Consider the following 16,930-nt stretch of genomic DNA (forward strand, 5'->3'; position numbering starts at 1 on the left):
CGGGAGGAGAGCTGTGACGTACGGAGCACCCACAGGAGGGCGCGGGATGCCAGGCGGGCTGACCGTCACCGACCTCGTCGTGACCTACCCGGGGCGCCCGCCGGTGGAGGCAGTGCGCGGGGCGTCGCTGCACGTCGGCCCCGGCGAGACCGTCGCCCTGCTGGGACCGTCCGGCTGCGGCAAGTCGTCCCTGCTCGGGGCCGTGGTGGGCATCGTCGAGCCCGCATCCGGCTCTGTCTCCTGGAACGACGAGGACCTCACGACCACGCGGGTGCACAGGCGCCGGTTCGGGATGGTGTTCCAGGACGGGCAGCTGTTCCCGCACCTCGACGTCGCAGGCAACATCGGCTTCGGTCCGCTCATGGCAGGCATGGCTGCCGACGCCCGACGCGACCGCGTGGCGGAGCTGCTGGCGGTCGTGGGCCTGGAGGGCCTAGGCGAGCGCGCGGTCACCGAGCTGTCCGGCGGTCAGCGGCAGAGGGTCGCGTTGGCCAGGTCTCTCGCCGCACGCCCGCGGCTGCTCGCGCTCGACGAGCCGCTGTCGTCACTGGATGCCGATCTGCGACGCCGGCTCGCCGTCGACGTCAGGGACATCCTCCGCTCGCAGGGCGTGTCCGCGCTGCTGGTGACGCACGACCCCGCGGAGGCCGAGACGATGGCGCACCGCGTGCTGCGCATGAAGGACGGCCGGCTGCTGTAGCGGCCCGCGCGCGTCCTCGACCTGGCACCCGGGCCATGCCAGGACGCGTGAGAGGATTCCGCACATGTCCCTCTCCGAGCTCGACCACCCCGCGTGGCACGCGCTGTCCGGTGCGCACCGACCGCTGGCGATCCGGCACGGCGCGGCGGCCCGCTACCGCCCTTCGATCGGCGCCTTCGCCGCGCTTCCCCCCGGCGCTGGCTCGCGGGACTGGGCCGATCTGGCGACCATCGCGGGCGCCGACGAGGTCGTCTTCCTGGGACTTCCCCACGAGGTCCCCGACGGCTGGGACGAGCTCGCGCGATTCGAGACGGTGCAGATGATCGCGCCGCACGGGTTCGGTCGGCCGCACGACGACGTGGTCCGCCTCACCGCCGACGACTCAGCGGAGATGCTGGAGCTCGCCACCGCGACCCGACCGGGTCCGTTCTTCGCGGAGAGCCACCTGTTCGGCGCCTACTACGGTGTCAGGGACGGGGGACGCCTGGTCGCGATGGCCGGCGAGCGGCTCACCACCGACGCGTGGACGGAGATCAGCGCGGTCTGCACCCGTCACGACCATCGGGGACGGGGCCTCGCCACGCGCCTCATCGAGACCGTGGCGGACGGCATCCGGGAGGCGGGCCGGAGGCCGTTCCTGCACACCGGGATCGGCAACGTGACGGCGCAGCGGCTGTACGCGCACCTGGGGTTCGAGCGCCGCACCACCGCCAACGCGGTCCAGCGCGTCCGCGTCGCCCGCTGACCTCCAACGCCGTGGTGGCACGTGAGTGCACAGATCTCGCCGCATCCGTGCACTCACGTGCCATCCGCAGCAGACGCGCGGACGGGCGGGACGACGCCGTCGCATCGTCCCGCCCGTCCCACTGCGTGCTGGCAGGACATGGGGGTCAAGAATCGCTCAGCTCCGACCCTCATGTCCTGCCAGCGCACCACCGACGCGAAAGGGTGGGTGCCGCGCCTCCGCGACACCCACCCGTCAGCGGCTGAGGATCACTCGCCGCCCTCGTTGAGGGTGACGTCGATCGGGGTGAAGTCGGCGCCGTAGACGTCGACCCCCTCGTCCGTGAGCTCGGCGAGCGCAGCGTCCACGTACTCGTTCGTGTACGCAGTCGCCGGCGGCTCCGTGGTGATGATCGTCGCGCCCTCGGGGTTGACGGTGTTCATCGCGAGGTCCACGGTCTGCGCCCACTGGTCCTCGTTGATGTGGCCCACGCCCGACGTCGACGGGAAGATCAGCTTGTTGACCTCGTTGGTCATCCACAGCTGGTGCGACGTGCCGAGGGTCGAGCCCGCCGCGGTGACGATGTCGGCGGCCGACTGGGGGTCGTCCTTCGCGTAGATGCAGCCCTCGATGGTGCCCTTGATGAACTTGGTGGTGGTCGCCTGGTAGTCGGCGTCCGACGCGAGGCGGTCGGCATCGGCCCAGATGGCGTCCTGGAGCATCGCGGTGCCCTCATCGTTCCAGTTGATGACCGTCAGGTCGTCGGGCGTGTAGAGCTCGCCGGTGGCGGGGTTGACCGTCTCGAGCACCTGTGCGTACTCGTTGTACGTCATGGCCTGTGCGGCGTCGATGTCGCCCGCGATGAACGCATTCATGTCGAACGCCTGCTGCACGGTCGAGCCACCCGCGAGGTCCGCGAGCGTGACGCCGTTCTTCTGCATCCCGGCGATCAGCTCCCACTCGTTGCCGTAGCCCCACGAGCCGATGTTCTTGCCCGCGAAGTCCGCGACCGAGCTGATGCCCGAGTCCTTGAACGCGATCTGCAGCGTGCCGGAACGCTCGAAGATCTGCGCGACGTCGGTGACCGCCGCGCCCTGCTCGATCGAGCCGAGCACCTTCGGCACCCACGAGACGGCGTAGTCGGCGCCGCCGGAGGTGAGCACGTCGATGGGGACGATGTCGACGGCGCCCGGGATGATCGTGACGTCGAGGCCCTCGTCCTCGTAGTAGCCCTGGTCGAGCGCCGAGTAGTAGCAGGCGAACTGCGCCTGCGTAAGCCACTGAAGCTGGACCGAGACGGGCGTGAGCTCCGCAGCGGCCTCCGTGGACCCGGATGCCGAGCTGGTGGTGCCCGCCTCGGAGCTGCCCGAGCAGGCCGCGAGTGCGAGGGTGCCGACGACCGCGAACGCCGCCGCACCGGTGACGCGTCGTGCGCGTCGTGCCGTGTGAACCATGGTTCTCTCCCTGTTCTCCCCTGTGATGTCCCTCGTCGTGCGCCGAGGGGCTAGCTTCCGCTCCGATGCCGGAGCGAGAAGTTCTCAAGTGCGGCGGTGACGCCGTAGAAGACCGTGCCGAGCAGCACGGCGCCGAGCACGTAGGCCCAGGCGACGGTGTAGTTGCTGCCGGCGGCGGAGGACGTGATGGCGCGGCCGAGCCCCTTGGCGGGGCCTCCGAAGTACTCGGCGATGAGTGCGGAGATGACGGCGAGCGACGATCCGATCTTGAGTCCGGTGAGCACGTAGGGCACTGCTCCGGGGACGAGCAGCATCCGGTTGGTCTGCTCGGGGGTGGCGGCGTAGGCGCGCATGAGGTCACGGTGCACGGGCTCCACCTGGCGCAGGCCGTGCAGCGTGTTGAGGTACATGGGGACGAAGACGGCGACGGCGGCGACGAGCTGCCGGCCGGTCTCGACGTTCGCGCCGAACATGGAGTAGAAGATCGGGGCGAGCGCGACGATGGGGATGACCGCGAGCGCTGCGACGAGCGGCACGAGCATCTGGTCGAGGACCACGAGCGCGTTCGCGATGATCGCCACGAGGATGCCCGTGACGGCGCCGATCAGGAGGCCGATGAGCGCGTTGAGGCCGGTGGCGAGGCTGGCGCTGACGATGCCGGAGGCGGTGTCGCCGAATGCGCCGGCGATGCCGAGCGGGCTGGGCACCAGGAACGGCTTGACGTCGAACGCGACGACGAGCACCTGCCAGAGCACGATCGCGGCAGCCCCCAGGGCCACGGGGGCCAGGATCGTGCGGGCGGTCGCGCCTGCCTTCATCGGTTCTCCACCCCTCGGACGCCGGAGGGTGCACCGCCGTGGAGGGCGCCCCGCACTGCGGTGACCCCGTCGTAGAACGCGCTGTCCTCGCGGAGCTCCTCGTCGCGTTCGGTGAAGTGCAGGTCGATGATCTCGGTGATGCGCCCTGGTCGGGGGGACATGACGACCACGCGGTCCGACAGGAAGACGGCCTCGGGGATCGAGTGGGTGACGAAGATGACGGCGGCGCCGGTCTCCTCGCACAGGGCGACGAGCTCGTTCTGCATGTGCTCGCGCGTGATCTCGTCGAGTGCGCCGAACGGCTCGTCCATGAGCAGCAGCCGGGGCCGCTCTGCCAGGGACCGGGCGATGGCCACGCGCTGCTTCATGCCGCCGGAGAGCTGGTCCGGGCGGTGGTCGGCGAACTCCTCGAGGCCGATCAGGGCGAGCAGCTCGTCGGACCGCTCGGTGCGGTCGCGGGGCTCCCAGCCGTGGATCTCGAGCGGCAGCTCGATGTTGGCGCGCACCGTGCGCCATGGCAGGAGCCCTGCCTGCTGGAAGGCGATGCCGTAGTCCTGGTCCTTGCGGGCCTGCTCGGGGGTCTTGCCGAACACGCTGATCTGCCCGGAGGTCATGCCGTCCAGGTCGGCGACCAGGCGCATCAGCGTGGACTTGCCGCACCCGGACGGGCCGATCAGGGAGACGAACTCTCCGGCGGCGATGTCGAGGCTGACGTCGGACAGCGCGTGCACCTCGCCGCCCTTGCGGCTGCGGAACGTCTTGTCGACGTGGGCGATGCTGACTGCGACGGGGGTGCCGGTCATGCCGGGGCTCCTCTCGTGAAGCGCCTCAAGCCGAGGCCGATGAGCGCGACGAGGCCCGCGGAGACGAGCCCGATCAGGACGGCGCCCAGGATGGGCGCATAGGTCTTGGCGGGGTCGCCGCTGGCGGTGGCGGCGAACTCGATGATCATGCGGCCGATGCCTCCGCCCAGGCCGATGGAGACCTCGGCGACCACGGTGCCGACCACGGCGTTGGCGGCGGCCAGGCGCAGGGCGGGGATCAGGTACGGCACACACGACGGGAGCCGCAGCTTGCGCATGGTGGTCCACCAGGGCGCGGCGTAGGCGCGGAAGAGGTCGACGTCAGCGGACTCGGGCGACTTGAGGCCTCGCAGGGCGCTGATCGCGACGGGGAAGAACGCGAGGTAGGACGCGATGACCGCCACCGACATCCAGTTCTCCCAGTGGAAGGAGCCGATGACGATCTCGGATCCCCAGCGCTTCACGAGGGGCGCGATGGCGATGAGCGGCACGGTCTGGCTGAGCACCACCCAGGGCAGGACGGCGGACTCGGCGGTGATCCACCTCTGCATGAGCAGCGCCAGCAGCAGGCCCGACACCACGCCGAGCAGCCACCCGAGCGCCGCGATGTCGAGCGAGAACGTGGCGGCCTGGAGGACGGCCCACCACAGCACGTCGGCGTCGGCGGCCCGGGTGACGGGCTCACCGAGGCGGGTGATCACGTCCCAGGTGTGGGGCATCGCGATGTCCGTGGTGCGGGGCAGGATCGTGAGGCTGCCCACCTTCACTCCGTCGTCGGGGCCCAGCCATTTGTAGAGCTCCCAGAGCACCAGGGCGGCGACGACGCCGGCGATCCCCCACAGGATCCCGCTCGCGCGCTTGGACATCGTCGCTCCCCCGATCAGATCTTGGCCGTGACGGACTCGGACAGGGCCGGGATGACCTTCTCGCCGTACACGCGGAGGGTCTCCTCCTTGTTGTCGTGCTGCAGGTAGCCGGCGAACTGGGTGACGCCCACGTCGCGGAGGGCCTCGAGCTTGGCGATGTGCTCGTCGGCGGTGCCCAGCACGCAGAACCGGTCGACGATCTCGTCGGGCACGAACTCCGTGTGCGAGTTCCCTGCCCGGCCGTGCTCGTTGTAGTCGTAGCCCTGACGCCCGGCGATGTACTCGGACAGCGCGGTGGGGATCGAGCCCTCGTCGCCGTACTTCTCGACGATGTCGGCCACGTGGTTGCCGACCATGCCGCCGAACCAGCGGCACTGCTCGCGCATGTGCGCCCAGTCGTCGCCGATGTACATGGGGCCCGAGATGCAGAACTCGAGGCTCTCGGGGTCCTTGCCTGCGTTCGAGGCGTTGGTCTTGACGGTGTCGATCATCCACTTGGCGATGTCGACGTCGGCGCACTGCAGGATGAAGCCGTCGCCCACCTCGCCTGCGGCCTTGAGCGCGAGCGGTCCGTAGCCGGCCACCCACACCTCGAGCTCGGAGGTCCTGGCCCAGGGGAACCTCAGCGTGGCCCCGTTGTGCTCCACGGGTCGGCAGTTCGCGAGCTCGCGGATGACCTCGATCGACTGGCGCATCTCCTTGACGGAGACGGGTGCGCCGTTGAGGACGCGCACGGCGGAGTCGCCGCGGCCGATGCCGCACACGGTCCTGTTGCCGTACATCTCGTTGAGCGTCGCGAAGGTCGACGCGGTGACGGTCCAGTCGCGGGTGGCCGGGTTGGTGACGTAGGGACCCACCTTGATGCGGTGGGTCTCGGCGAGGATGGCGCTGTAGATGACGTACGGCTCCTGCCACAGCAGGTGCGAGTCGAAGGTCCAGGCGTAGCCGAAGCCGTACGACTCGGCGAGCTTGGCGAGCGCGACGGTCCGTTGCGCCGGCGGGTCGGTCTGGAGGACCACTCCGAAGTCCATGGGTCGTTCCTCTCGGGGATGGGGGCGGCTCTGGGCTGCGCTGCGGCTAGATGAGGTACTGCGACAGGCCGCGCTTGAGGAACGAGCCGTGGCCCTTCTTGCCGTGGAACTCGCCGTCCTCGACGAGCACGGTGCCTCGCGACAGGACGACGTCCACGTGCCCGTCGACCTCGAAGCCCTCCCAGGCGGAGTGGTCCATGTTCATGTGGTGGGTCTTGCCCACGCCGATCGACGTGTGACCGTTCGGGTCGTAGACGACGATGTCGGCGTCGGCGCCCGGCTGGATGACGCCCTTCCTGCCGTACATGCCGAACATGCGCGCGGGGGTGGTCGAGGTGAGCTCGACCCAGCGTTCGAGGGTGATCTCGCCGGTGACGACGCCCTGGTACAGGAGGTCCATGCGGTGCTCGACGGAGCCGATGCCGTTGGGGATGGCGCGGAAGTCGCCCAGGCCGAGCTCCTTCTGGTCCTTCATGCAGAACGGGCAGTGGTCGGTGGAGACCATCTGGAGGTCGTTGGTGCGCAGGCCGTTCCACATGGCGTCCTGGTGCTGCTCCTCGCGGGAGCGGACCGGGGTGGAGCAGACGTACTTGGCGCCTTCGAACGCACCCCACTCCTCGCTGGTGGCGCCCAGGTGCTCCTCGAGCGACATGTAGAGGTACTGGGGGCACGTCTCGGCGAAGACGTTCTGGCCGCCGTCGCGGGCGGTGGCGATCTGCGCGAGCGCCTGCTTGGCGGAGACGTGGACCACGTACAGCGGGGCGCCGGTGATGTTGCCCAGCATGATGGCGCGGTGGGTGGCCTCCTCCTCGGCCTGCCACACGCGGGCGATGCCGTGGTAGTACGGGTCGGTCTTGCCCTGGGCGACGAGCTGCTCGGCGATGACGTCGATGACGGGGCCGTTCTCGGCGTGCATCATCGTCATGAGGCCCGTGTCGGCGGAGACCTGCATGGCCTTCAGGATCTGCGCGTCGTCCGAGTGGAAGACGCCCGGGTAGGCCATGAACATCTTGAAGGACGTGACGCCCTCGTCGACGAGCCTCGGCAGGTACGCGAGCGCATCGGCGTCGGCGCCGCCGATGATCTGGTGGAAGCCGTAGTCGACGAAGCACTCGCCGTTCGCGAGGCCGTGCCACTCGGCGAGCCCGTCCTGGACCTTCTCCCCGGTGCGCTGCACGGCGAAGTCGATGATCGACGTCGTCCCGCCCCAGGCGGCGGCCTTGGTGCCGGTCTCGAACGTGTCGGAGGCGGAGGTGCCGCCGAAGGGGAGCTGCATGTGGGTGTGCGCGTCGACGCCGCCGGGGATGACGTACTTGCCTGTCGCGTCGATGACGCGGTCCACGGTGGCCGCGAGGTCGTGCCCGAGCGAGGTGGAGCCGGGGGCGAGGACGGCGACGATGCTCTCGCCGTCGACGAGGACGTCCGCGAGGACGCGGCCGGTGGCGGAGACGACGGTCCCGCCCTTGATCAGCGTGGTGCTCATGGGTGCTCCTTGAGTGGGAGGGGAAGGGACGACGCGGTCGCGGGCTAGGGCGCGACGATCTCGCCGTAGCTGTCAGGCCGGCGGTCGCGGTAGAACTGCCAGTCGTCGCGCATCTGCTGCACGAGGTCCATGTCGAGCTCGCGGATCATCAGCTCCTCGTCGGTGCCGGAGCCGAGCTCGCCGACGTAGTTGCCGCGCGGGTCGACGATCTGCGAGTTGCCGTAGAAGTTGACGGCCTCGTCCCCGTACTCGTTGTCCTCGAGGCCCACGCGGTTGGGGGCGAGCACGAAGTAGCCGTTGGCGACGGCTGCGGCGGGCTGCTCGATCTCCCACAGGCGGTTCGACAGGCCGGGCTTGGTCGCGTTCGGGTTGAAGGCGAGGTGTGCGCCGTTCAGGCCGAGCTCGCGCCAGCCCTCGGGGAAGTGACGGTCGTAGCAGATGACGACTCCGACCTTGCCGACGGCGGTGTCGAAGACGGGGTAGCCCATGTTGCCGGGGCGGAAGTAGAACTTCTCCCAGAACTTGTCCACGTGGGGGATGTGGTTCTTGCGGTACTTGCCCTTGATGGTGCCGTCCGCGTCGACCACGACCGCGGTGTTGTAGTACACGCCGGTCATGTCCTCCTCGTAGATGGGGAGGATCATCACCATGGAGAACTCCTTCGCGAGCGCCGCGAAGCGCTGCACGATGGGACCGTCGGCCGGCTCGGCGTAGCGGTAGTACTTCTTGTCCTGCGTGATCCCGAAGTAGGGGCCGTAGAAGAGCTCCTGGAAGCAGATGACCTGTGCGCCCTGGGCGGCCGCGTCGCGGACGAACTGCTCGTGCTTGTCGAGCATCGACTCCTTGTCACCGGTCCATGTGGTCTGGGTGATGGCCGCCTTGATGACCGTCATGTCCTGCTCCCCTGAGATGTTGATGAGTCAGCGTTCCCTGCTGCGATGACTGTTATCCTGGGGCTTGAACATTTCTCTTGGGTTTCCGCCCGTGAAGATCTCGTTACGGCGCGGACACGAGATGAGCACGGCACGGAGGGGCGCGCATGGAAGTCGGGACCTTGGTCCGGGAGATCGAGGAGCGCACCCCACAGGGCATCGCCGCGGCGGTGTCGATGCTGATCCGCACCGGCGAGCTTCCCCCCGGCGCCCGGCTCCCCACCGTCCGCACTCTCGCGACCGCGCTCTCGGTGAGCCCCGCGACCATCAGCAACGCGTGGCACGGCCTCATCACCGCGGGCCTGATCGCCCCGCGCGGGCGCGCCGGGACCTTCGTGCGCGAGCAGCCGACGCCGTGGCTCACCCCGCGGTCGCATCGCCTCGCCGCACGCGAGCCGTCGCCCGAAGGCACCGCCCAGCGGCTCGACCTGGCCACCGGCATGCCCGACCCCGCGCTGCTGCCGGACATCAAGGCCAGCCTCGAGCGCGCACTGCCCCGGCACGCCAGCGTCAGCACCTACCTGCAGCCGCCGCTCATCCCCGAGCTCGAGGCGCCGCTGCGAGGCATGTGGCCCTACTCGCCCCAGGCCCTCACCGTGGTCGACGGCGCCATGGACGGCATGGAACGCGCCCTGCGCGCCGTCGTCCGCTTCGGCGACCGCGTGGTGGTCGAGACTCCCACCTTCCCCGTGCTGCTCGACCTGCTCGAGCACCTGCACCTCATGGCGGTACCCGTCGTCATGGACCGTCACGGCATGCGGCCCGAGTCCCTCGAGGCTGCGCTCGACTCGCGACCCGCGGCGGTGGTCCTGCAGCCCCGCGCGCACAACCCCACCGGCGCGTCGCTCCACGCGGGCAGGGCGGCCGAGCTCGCCGCACTGCTCGAACGGCACCGCTACGGACGCGACGCCGTGGTCATCGAGGACGACCACAGCGGCCTCATCACGGCCGCCCCCAAGGTGAGCCTGGGCCAGCACCTGCCGCATCGCACCCTGCACATCGTCGGGTTCTCCAAGTCCCACGGGCCCGACCTGCGCATCGCCGCGCTCGGCGGGCCGCAGGGCGCGATCGACCGGATCGTCGGCCACCGTGTGCTGGGACCCGGCTGGACGTCCCGCATGACCCAGGCGATGCTGCACCACCTCATCGAGGACCGGACCGCCGTCGCCACCGTCCGGCGCGCCCGCTACGCGTACTTCACACGCCAGCGTGAGCTCACGGCCGGCCTGCGCGCGCACGGCATCGCAGTGGAGCCCGCCGACGGGCTCAACGTGTGGGTCCCCGTGGCCGACGAACGGGCCGCGCAGATCACGCTCGCGGCGCACGGGATCCGGGTCAGCCTGGGCAGCGCCTTCCAGGTGGGCCAGCCCGACGGGCCGCTCGCCTCGGTCCCCGGGCCTCACCGGGGGGACCACATCAGGGTGAGCGTGGGCCTGCTTCCCGACGGCTTCCCCGGCCTCGCCGTCGCGATCGCGCAGGCGGCGCAGGAGCGCTGACCGCGGACGACGCGCCACGCGGCCGGCTCGCCGCGGGCCGCGCTCGGCACAGGCCAGGTGATCCCACGACCGCCGAGCTTGTGTATCTTGTGACCCAGGGTCCCAGCCGGGTGTGGCTAGGTGGACCGTCCAGGATGGGACGGCAGGCCCACGATCCCCGCCATCGTCGCCGCTCACCTAGGACACACCCATGCCCCGCCGCACCCTGCCCCTGATCCCCGTCGTCGCCACGACCGCCGTCTGCGCGCTCACCCTGGCCGCCTGCTCCAGCGCCTCCCCGGCGGAGACCCCGAGCACCTCGGAGTCGCCGTCCACCCCATCTGTGCCCACGAGCGCCAGCGCCGCCACCTCCGTGGACAACTGCGGCTTCACTGTCCCGCTCGGCACCGACCCGCAGCGGATCGTCACCGTGAAGTCCACCGCCACCGAGCTGCTGCTCGAGCTGGGGCTCGGCGACCGCATCGTCGGCTCCGCATTCCTGGACGGCCCCGTGGACCTCCCCTACCCCGTCGACGCACCCGACGTGCCGGTGCTGTCCGACTTCCTGCCCGGACAGGAGGCCACGCTGGCGCTCGAGCCGGACATGATCTTCGGCGGCTGGGAGTCGAACTTCAGCGCGGAGGGCGTGGGAGAGCGCGACGTGCTCGCGGAGCGCGGCATCGCCTCCTACGTCGCACCGTCAGCGTGCAAGGAGGAGGGCTACCAGCCCGACCCGCTGACGTTCGACGACGTGTTCGCGGAGATCGAGGAGGCAGGCGCCGTGTTCGGGGCGCAGGACGCCGCGGCGCAGCTCGTCGCCGACATGCAGGCCGACCTGGACTCCGTGGTGCCCGACTCCCGCGGTCTCACCGCTCTCTGGTACAGCTCCGGCGACGACGAGCCGTACGTGGGTGCCGCCATCGGCGCACCGCAGATGATGATGGACGCGGCAGGCCTGACCAACGTGGTCGACGTGCACGACACCTGGACGTCCGTCACCTGGGAGTCGGTCGTGGCCGCGGACCCCGACGTGATCGTGCTCGTGGACGCCAGCTGGAACACCGCGGACAGCAAGATCGCGGCGCTCGAGGCGAATACGGCGACCGCGAGCCTGTCCGCCGTCCAGAACCACCGGTACGTGATCGTGCCGTTCGCCGCAGGCGAGGCGGGCGTGCGCAACGCCGCCGCCGTCCTGTCTATCGTCGACCAGCTCTCGCAGCTGCAGCTCGGCTGATCCATGCGGACGCGTCGGCTCAGGTCTCCCGCGACGGTCACCGTCGCGCTGGCGGTCCTGCTCGTCGCGTCCGCGCTCGTCGCCGTGTCGATCGGCGTGGCGGGCCTGACCCCTGCGCAGGTGTGGGACGTCGTCGCGATGCATCTGGGCCTCAACCCGGGAACGCAGCCGTCGGACACGACCGACGCGATCGTGTGGGGCATCCGCCTGCCTCGCGTCCTCACCGCCGCCCTGGTGGGCGCCGGCCTCGCGACCGCGGGCGTCGTCATGCAGGGCGTCACCCGCAATCCGCTCGCCGACCCCTACCTGCTGGGGCTGTCGTCCGGGGCGTCGCTCGGTGCCGTCGCGGTGCTGCTGCTCGGGGTCGGATCCGCGATCGCCGCGACGGTGGCGCTGCCGCTCGCCGCGTTCGTCGGCGCGCTGGTGGCGCTGGTCGCGGCGCTCGGCGTCGCACGGCTTGCCGGGGCGATCACGCCCACCACGGCGGTGCTCGCGGGCCTCGCCATGTCCCAGCTGTTCGCCGCCACCACATCGCTCGTGATCGTCGTGTCGGCCAAGGGCGACTCGTACCGGGAGGTCCTGAGCTGGCTGCTCGGCTCCCTCGCCGGATCGTCCTGGTCCACCGTCACCGTCGCCGCCGTCGCGCTCGTCCTGCTCTACCCCGCCCTGCGCGCCTACGCCTCGCGGCTCGACGCGTTCGCCCTCGGAGAGTCCGCGGCTGCGGCGCTCGGCATCCCCGTCCGACGCACCTACGTGGTGCTGTTCGTGCTGGTCGCCGCGCTCACGGGCGCGATGGTGTCCACCAGCGGCGCGATCGGTTTCGTCGGCCTGGTGCTGCCTCACGTGGTCCGGGCCGTCACGGGCGGACTTCATCGGCACGTCATGCCCGCCGCCGCGCTGGGCGGGGCCGTGTTCCTCGTGTGGGCCGACACGCTCGCCCGCACCGTGCTCGACCCGCGCGAGCTGCCCGTCGGGGTCATCACCGCGCTCATCGGCGTCCCGGTCTTCGTCGTCGTCCTGTGGCGGTCAGGGAGGTCGTCGTGGAGCTGAGCGTCGAGCATGTCACCGTGAGGCGCGGCCGCCGAGAGGTCCTCACCGACGTCTCCTTCAGCGCCGGGCCCGGCGAGTTCGTCGGGCTGCTCGGGCCGAACGGCGCGGGCAAGTCGACCCTGCTCGGGGCCATCGCAGGCATGCTCGCCCCGTCGTCTGGACAGGTCATGGTCGACGGGCTCGTCGCGCATCGTGCCCCGCGTCGGGAGATCGCCCGGCGGCTCGCCCTGATGGAGCAGCAGGCGGACCGCAGCATCCCGCTCACCGCTGTCGAGATCGTCGAGCTCGGCTCGCTCCCCCACCACCGTGCGTTCCGTGGCGGTCACGCCCAGCGCGACTCTGAGGCGCGCGCTGCGCTCGACTCCGTGGGCGCCGGAGCGTTCGCCGACCGGGCGTGGCAGAGCCTGTCCGGCGGCGAACGTCAGCGGGTGAGCGTCGCGCGCGCGCTGGCCCAGCGGCCCGGCGTGCTGCTGCTCGACGAGCCCACCAACCACCTGGACGTGACGGCGCAGCTCGACACGCTCGACCTGGTCTCCCGCCTCGGGGTCACCGTCGTCGCGGCACTGCACGACCTCAACCACGCGGCACGGTGGTGCACCAAGGTGGTGGTGCTCAGCCATGGCAGGGTGGCCGCGGAGGGAGCGCCGGCGGAGGTGCTCACCGGGCAGACGCTCGCCGCCGTCTACGGCGTGGACGCCACCGTGCTCACGCACCCGGCAGACGGGCGGCCGGTCATCGCCTTCGACAGGTCAGCGTGACAGACGCGGCAGCACCTCGGCACCGAACGCGTCGATGAACTCGCGCTGGTTCCGCCCCACCTGGTGCAGGTAGATCCGGTCGAAGCCCATGTCGAGGTGCCGCTGGATCTCCCGCCGGTGCACGTCGAGGTCCTCGCTGATCAGCACCCTGTCCGTGAAGTCCTCGGGACGTACCAGGCGCGTCATCTGCTCGATCTCGTAGGGCGAGCGGATGTCGCCGTGCGGGAAGCGCATCGCGCCGTTGGGCCACTCGGTGAGCGCGTTCGCGAGCGCCTGGTCGCGGGTGGGCGCCCAGGACAGATGCAGCTGCAGCGCCTTGGGCCTCGAGTCGGGGTCCTTGCCGCCCTCGCGCGCGCCCTTCGCGAAGCTCGTGAGCAGCTGCTCCAGACGCGCCGCGGGCGCGCCGACGGTGATGAGCCCGTCCGCGCTGCGCCCGGCGCGTCGGGCCGCTACGGGCCCTGCGGCCGCGACCATGATCGGCGGCGGGACGTCGGGCATGGTCCACAGGCGGGTGGACTCGAGCTTGTAGTAGGTGCCGGTGTAGCGGGTGTCGCGACCCGCAAGGGACGAGTCGAACAGCTTGCGGATGATCTCCAGCGCCTCGAACATGCGGTTGATCCGCTCGGGAGGCTCGGGCCAGTACTCGCCGACGATGTGCTCGTTGATGGCCTCGCCGCTGCCGAGCCCCAGCCAGTGCCGCCCGGGGTGCAGGGCCGCGAGCGTGGCTGACGCCTGGGCCACCATCGCCGGATGCCACCGGAACGTGGGCGTGGTCACTCCGGGCCCCAGGTCGCCCCGCGTGTGCTCGCCTATGACGGAGAGCACGTTCCAGACGAACGGCGCCTGCCCCTGCGTGGGTGTCCACGGTTGGAAGTGGTCGGCCGCCATGACCCCGCTGAAGCCGCGGCTCTCGGCGTGGGCGCTGAGCTCGACGGCCTCACGCGGGGCGAGCTGGGCGAGCATCGCCGAGTAGCCGATCGTCATGCGCGCCCTCCCTCCGGTGCCGTCCGCCCGATTATAGGCGCGCAAGTGGCACGTCAGTGCACAGATCAGGGCCGATGCGTGTACTGACGTGCCAAGCGGGAGCCGGACCGGCCCGGGCCGCGTGAGTCGGGACAGGCGGCCGTCGGGCCGCAGGAGCCGGACCTGGCGGGCGTCGGGCCGCGCGGGCTGGTCAGCAGTCGCAGGCGATCCGGTGGCCGGGCTCGCCGACCGGCGCGGTCAACGGGTCGGGAGCACGGGTCGCGCCGACGGTGACCGCCACGCCCGTCGCCGCATCACGGACCACGCGGTCCACGGGGAGCCCCTCGCGCGCCCAGTACTCGAAGCCGCCGATCATCTCCTTCACCGCGAAGCCGAGGGTGCCGATGATCAGGCCCGCGCGCTGCGCGCCGTTGCAGCCAGGACCCCAGCAGTAGACGACGAATGACGTGCCCTCGGGGTACGCCGGGATCCGTTCCTGCATGTCCGGCTTCGGCATGTGGACCGCTCCGCGCGCATGCCCCTGCTCCCACGCCTCGAGGCTGCGCGTGTCGATCAGCACGAACCCGGGATCGCCCGACTCGAGCGCGGCGTGGACGTCGGAGCAGTCGGTCTCGAAGGCAAGGCGCGCGGCGAAGTGCGCGGCGGCCTCGGCAGGTGTGGGGGACTCCATGGCCCGACGGTAGGCCGTCAACGCCGGGCCGGTCCAGCCCGGCGTGGCACCGCACCGCGCCTCACCTCACCTCACCTCACCTCACCTCACCTCACCTCACCTCACCACACCGCACCGCACCGCGGACCTCGCGCGGGCGCAGCGACCCGCCGCACGCGGACCCGCGGTCAGGCCGCGTCGGGCAGGGCGCTCGCGACGTGAGGGATCAGCTCGGGTGCGGCCGTCGCTGCGGCGTCCGCGACGCCGGGCGCCACGAATTCCAGGTGCCACGACTCGGGCTTGGCCCCGCCGGAGCGAGCCCACGCGGGGTGGACCCAGCCGAAGTCGGCGCCGCGCGCGGTCATCCACGCGGCCGACGCGGGGTCGAAGTCGACCGCCATGCCCCACCCGTGGTTGGACGTGCCGGGAACGGCGGCGGTGGTCGGCTTGGCGGCGCGGGTCGCCACCTGGCTGGCGTACGAGCGGTAGGTGTCGGTGAAGGACAGGTGCTGGCCTGTCTCCGCCATGTACGCGGCGTCGGCGCGCTCGAGCGCCTGGGCGGCGTCGCACTGGAGCATCTGCCCCGGGGCGAACGAGATGGAGCACAGCTGCGACGCGGGTACCCGTCCGTTCGCATAGGTGACTCCGGTGGGCGCGCCGGTCCAGCCGTTCTGATGCGCGGCGACGGCGGCGCGGTACTGCTCGGTGAGCGCCGCCTGAGCCTCGGCCTGCGCGGCCTCGTAGTCGCGCATCGTCTGATCGTTCTGGGCGTCGATTCGGGTGTTCTCGGCGTCGACCCATGCGAGGTGGGAGGCACGGACCGCGGCCATCGCCTCGTCCAGCGAGGTCGAGGCGGCGTCGATGGTGTCGGTGAGGGTCCTGACGGAGTCGACGTCGCCACGGTCGGCGGACGACACGAGGGCGGCCTTCAGCACGTTGCGGGCTGTCGCGGCGTGTTCGAGCACGGCCGGATCGGTCACGTGGTCGCCGACGGCGGCGAGCGCGTCGAACGTCGAGGCGAGGTCGCCGTCGGCGGTGCCGATCTGCGTGTCGAGGCTGGTGAGGGCGGCCACGTGCGCGGCGACGGCGGTGGCTCCGCTGACCTCGTCTGCGACGCGCGTCACCTCGGCAGCGGCCGCGTCGAGCGCGTCCGCGGTGCGCTGCAGCTCCTCGGTGGCCGCGCGCACGGCGGTGAGGTCCCGCTCCTGGCGGTCGAGCACGGCCTGGACGTCGGGATCCTCGATCACCTGGGAGACGGAGTCCCCGGTGGCGGTGACGACGCCGGTGGAGGCGTCGATCGCCTCGATGCTCGCCACGTCGAGCGTCGGGACCTGGCGGTCGAGCTCGGAGACTGCGAGCGCGAGCCCCCCGGAGGGTACGTCCGCGACGCTCTGCGCCTGCGGCGCCGACGCGAGCAGGAAGCCTTCCGCGGCCGGCGCGAGGAACGTCGGCCGGGCCTCGCTGTCGCCGGGATCGAGGACGACGTTGTGAGCCGCTGCGGTGAACTCTGCGGCGCTGACGGTGCTGTCGAGCTGGTCCACGGCCGACGAGACGGCGCCCTCGGACAGGTGCGCCTCGGCGTCCCCGGCGACGGTGTTCGCCAGGTCGATCGACTCGACCAGCCCTTCGCGCTTGGACTCGACGGCCTTCGCCGCCGCGCGGGCCTGGAGGAGTGCGGACTCGACGGTGGCGGCGTGGGCGCCGGCGACGCCGGCCCCCAGTCCGAGGCAGGCGACTGCCGAGGCGGCCGCGATCCGACGCAGAGGTGAGGAGAGGAAGGTCATGTGAAGGCGTGCGCGAGGGTCGGTCGGCGCTCCGCGGGAGGACGCACGGCGGCCTCTCCGTAGGTGACAGCGCCGCGCTCCGGGGGGAGAGGGGCACGTCCGGGAGCCCGGCGTGGCGCTGGTGGATGCGGTCGTGACGACCAGGCATCCGCACTGCGACTGCCCGATCAACGCCCTGATCGTGC

The 16,930-nt window shown here is 71.2% G+C and carries 16 protein-coding genes; 6 read left to right on the top strand and 10 right to left on the bottom strand.

The annotated features are described in order from the left end of the window. Nucleotides 1-13: 13 nt before the first annotated feature. On the top strand, nucleotides 14-700 hold the full coding sequence (locus RN607_RS12720) for an ABC transporter ATP-binding protein (protein ID WP_313542992.1): 687 nt from the start codon (nucleotides 14-16) through the stop codon (nucleotides 698-700). Nucleotides 701-764: 64 nt separating this feature from the next. After that, nucleotides 765-1,445, top strand: coding sequence for a GNAT family N-acetyltransferase (locus RN607_RS12725; RefSeq protein ID WP_313542994.1), 681 nt, complete (start codon nucleotides 765-767; stop codon nucleotides 1,443-1,445). Nucleotides 1,446-1,693: 248 nt separating this feature from the next. On the opposite strand, the gene RN607_RS12730 is transcribed toward RN607_RS12725, so the two are convergent. Genes RN607_RS12730 through RN607_RS12760 form a run of 7 tightly spaced genes read right to left on the bottom strand, consistent with a single transcriptional unit; the run spans nucleotide 1,694 to nucleotide 8,772 of the window. Beyond that, a complete protein-coding gene (locus RN607_RS12730) occupies nucleotides 1,694-2,878 on the bottom strand; it encodes an ABC transporter substrate-binding protein (RefSeq protein ID WP_313542997.1) in 1,185 nt (394 codons plus the stop codon). 50 nt (nucleotides 2,879-2,928) lie between these two features. After that, nucleotides 2,929-3,696 carry an ABC transporter permease gene (locus tag RN607_RS12735; RefSeq protein ID WP_313497750.1) on the bottom strand — a complete coding sequence of 256 codons (768 nt, stop codon included), beginning with the start codon at nucleotides 3,694-3,696 and terminating at the stop codon, nucleotides 2,929-2,931. Further along, nucleotides 3,693-4,499 carry an ABC transporter ATP-binding protein gene (locus RN607_RS12740; protein WP_313542999.1) on the bottom strand — a complete coding sequence of 269 codons (807 nt, stop codon included), beginning with the start codon at nucleotides 4,497-4,499 and terminating at the stop codon, nucleotides 3,693-3,695. Before RN607_RS12740 ends, RN607_RS12735 begins: the two co-directional genes overlap by 4 nt. Beyond that, a complete protein-coding gene (locus RN607_RS12745; RefSeq protein WP_313543001.1) occupies nucleotides 4,496-5,365 on the bottom strand; it encodes an ABC transporter permease in 870 nt (289 codons plus the stop codon). Before RN607_RS12745 ends, RN607_RS12740 begins: the two co-directional genes overlap by 4 nt. Before the next feature lie 14 nt (nucleotides 5,366-5,379). Then, entirely contained in the window at nucleotides 5,380-6,396 is a 1,017-nt protein-coding gene (locus tag RN607_RS12750) for a TIGR03842 family LLM class F420-dependent oxidoreductase (RefSeq protein WP_313497755.1), read from the bottom strand. A gap of 46 nt (nucleotides 6,397-6,442) precedes the next feature. Continuing rightward, the gene (gene hydA, locus RN607_RS12755) at nucleotides 6,443-7,879 is read right to left on the bottom strand and encodes a dihydropyrimidinase (RefSeq protein ID WP_313497757.1); all 1,437 of its coding nucleotides are present in this window, start codon (nucleotides 7,877-7,879) and stop codon (nucleotides 6,443-6,445) included. A 44-nt stretch (nucleotides 7,880-7,923) separates the two neighbouring features. Beyond that, the gene (locus tag RN607_RS12760; protein ID WP_313497759.1) at nucleotides 7,924-8,772 is read right to left on the bottom strand and encodes a nitrilase-related carbon-nitrogen hydrolase; all 849 of its coding nucleotides are present in this window, start codon (nucleotides 8,770-8,772) and stop codon (nucleotides 7,924-7,926) included. A 146-nt stretch (nucleotides 8,773-8,918) separates the two neighbouring features. On the opposite strand from RN607_RS12760, the gene RN607_RS12765 reads away from it, so the two are divergent. From RN607_RS12765 to RN607_RS12780, 4 genes are all read left to right on the top strand, one after another. After that, complete coding sequence (locus RN607_RS12765; RefSeq protein WP_313543003.1) at nucleotides 8,919-10,307, top strand: aminotransferase class I/II-fold pyridoxal phosphate-dependent enzyme; 1,389 nt, start codon at nucleotides 8,919-8,921, stop codon at nucleotides 10,305-10,307. Nucleotides 10,308-10,497: 190 nt separating this feature from the next. Continuing rightward, nucleotides 10,498-11,520 carry a putative F420-0 ABC transporter substrate-binding protein gene (locus tag RN607_RS12770; protein WP_313543005.1) on the top strand — a complete coding sequence of 341 codons (1,023 nt, stop codon included), beginning with the start codon at nucleotides 10,498-10,500 and terminating at the stop codon, nucleotides 11,518-11,520. A gap of 3 nt (nucleotides 11,521-11,523) precedes the next feature. Further along, nucleotides 11,524-12,570 carry an iron chelate uptake ABC transporter family permease subunit gene (locus RN607_RS12775; RefSeq protein ID WP_313543007.1) on the top strand — a complete coding sequence of 349 codons (1,047 nt, stop codon included), beginning with the start codon at nucleotides 11,524-11,526 and terminating at the stop codon, nucleotides 12,568-12,570. Next, nucleotides 12,561-13,328 carry an ABC transporter ATP-binding protein gene (locus RN607_RS12780; RefSeq protein WP_313497764.1) on the top strand — a complete coding sequence of 256 codons (768 nt, stop codon included), beginning with the start codon at nucleotides 12,561-12,563 and terminating at the stop codon, nucleotides 13,326-13,328. Before RN607_RS12775 ends, RN607_RS12780 begins: the two co-directional genes overlap by 10 nt. Here RN607_RS12780 and RN607_RS12785 read toward each other — a convergent pair. From RN607_RS12785 to RN607_RS12795, 3 genes are all read right to left on the bottom strand, one after another. Then, nucleotides 13,320-14,312, bottom strand: a complete 993-nt coding sequence (locus RN607_RS12785; RefSeq protein ID WP_313543009.1) for a TIGR03557 family F420-dependent LLM class oxidoreductase — start codon at nucleotides 14,310-14,312, stop codon at nucleotides 13,320-13,322. The genes RN607_RS12780 and RN607_RS12785 overlap by 9 nt on opposite strands. Nucleotides 14,313-14,502: 190 nt before the next feature. Further along, nucleotides 14,503-14,982 (bottom strand): rhodanese-like domain-containing protein, encoded by a 480-nt coding sequence (locus tag RN607_RS12790; RefSeq protein WP_313543011.1) that lies wholly within the window; start codon nucleotides 14,980-14,982, stop codon nucleotides 14,503-14,505. A gap of 167 nt (nucleotides 14,983-15,149) precedes the next feature. Next, on the bottom strand, nucleotides 15,150-16,745 hold the full coding sequence (locus RN607_RS12795) for a M15 family metallopeptidase (RefSeq protein WP_313543013.1): 1,596 nt from the start codon (nucleotides 16,743-16,745) through the stop codon (nucleotides 15,150-15,152). Nucleotides 16,746-16,930 lie beyond the last annotated feature (185 nt).

The sequence above is a fragment of the Demequina capsici genome (assembly GCF_032102965.1).
GTDB lineage: Bacteria > Actinomycetota > Actinomycetes > Actinomycetales > Demequinaceae > Demequina > Demequina capsici.

What these genes read in the sequence shown, in the direction of transcription:
- RN607_RS12725 (WP_313542994.1), top strand. Translation starts at nt 765, where the DNA reads ATGTCCCTCTCCGAGCTCGACCACCCCGCGTGGCACGCGCTGTCCGGT.
- RN607_RS12730 (WP_313542997.1), bottom strand. Translation starts at nt 2,878, where the DNA reads ATGGTTCACACGGCACGACGCGCACGACGCGTCACCGGTGCGGCGGCG.
- RN607_RS12735 (WP_313497750.1), bottom strand. Translation starts at nt 3,696, where the DNA reads ATGAAGGCAGGCGCGACCGCCCGCACGATCCTGGCCCCCGTGGCCCTG.
- RN607_RS12740 (WP_313542999.1), bottom strand. Translation starts at nt 4,499, where the DNA reads ATGACCGGCACCCCCGTCGCAGTCAGCATCGCCCACGTCGACAAGACG.
- RN607_RS12745 (WP_313543001.1), bottom strand. Translation starts at nt 5,365, where the DNA reads ATGTCCAAGCGCGCGAGCGGGATCCTGTGGGGGATCGCCGGCGTCGTC.
- RN607_RS12750 (WP_313497755.1), bottom strand. Translation starts at nt 6,396, where the DNA reads ATGGACTTCGGAGTGGTCCTCCAGACCGACCCGCCGGCGCAACGGACC.
- hydA (WP_313497757.1), bottom strand. Translation starts at nt 7,879, where the DNA reads ATGAGCACCACGCTGATCAAGGGCGGGACCGTCGTCTCCGCCACCGGC.
- RN607_RS12760 (WP_313497759.1), bottom strand. Translation starts at nt 8,772, where the DNA reads ATGACGGTCATCAAGGCGGCCATCACCCAGACCACATGGACCGGTGAC.
- RN607_RS12765 (WP_313543003.1), top strand. Translation starts at nt 8,919, where the DNA reads ATGGAAGTCGGGACCTTGGTCCGGGAGATCGAGGAGCGCACCCCACAG.
- RN607_RS12770 (WP_313543005.1), top strand. Translation starts at nt 10,498, where the DNA reads ATGCCCCGCCGCACCCTGCCCCTGATCCCCGTCGTCGCCACGACCGCC.
- RN607_RS12775 (WP_313543007.1), top strand. Translation starts at nt 11,524, where the DNA reads ATGCGGACGCGTCGGCTCAGGTCTCCCGCGACGGTCACCGTCGCGCTG.
- RN607_RS12785 (WP_313543009.1), bottom strand. Translation starts at nt 14,312, where the DNA reads ATGACGATCGGCTACTCGGCGATGCTCGCCCAGCTCGCCCCGCGTGAG.
- RN607_RS12790 (WP_313543011.1), bottom strand. Translation starts at nt 14,982, where the DNA reads ATGGAGTCCCCCACACCTGCCGAGGCCGCCGCGCACTTCGCCGCGCGC.
- RN607_RS12795 (WP_313543013.1), bottom strand. Translation starts at nt 16,745, where the DNA reads ATGACCTTCCTCTCCTCACCTCTGCGTCGGATCGCGGCCGCCTCGGCA.